Here is a 265-nt window from a genome sequence, read left to right as displayed (position 1 = left end):
CCCGGCACCCCCCCCCCCCCGACGAGAGTGAGGCCCCCGCCGTGCAGGTGGGGCACGATGTAGAGCCCGCCGATGATGAGGGCCGCGAGGCCGGGGGCACGGCGCGCGGCGGGCGAGTCGAGCCGGGCCCCGACGAAATCGGGGGTCGTGTACGCCCCCCTGCGGCGCAGGGGCGCGGCCACGAAGTCGAGCACGTGCAGTGACCCCGCGGCGTACCCGATGGGGAACCAGATGCCGCGGGCGCCGTCCAGCAGCACCAGCCCGG

Annotated in this window: 1 pseudogene; it reads right to left on the bottom strand. The window is 77.4% G+C overall.

Features of this window, described 5'->3' with window-relative positions:
- A pseudogene (locus tag KVS71_RS17645) lies at positions 1-265 on the bottom strand (cation acetate symporter); the annotation flags it as partial.

It is taken from the genome of Microbacterium sp. GbtcB4 (assembly GCF_019091465.1).
In the GTDB taxonomy this organism is placed as follows: Bacteria; Actinomycetota; Actinomycetes; order Actinomycetales; family Microbacteriaceae; genus Microbacterium; species Microbacterium paraoxydans.
Note: the sequence above shows the minus strand (reverse complement) of the source record. Positions and strands in the feature narration are given on the sequence as shown.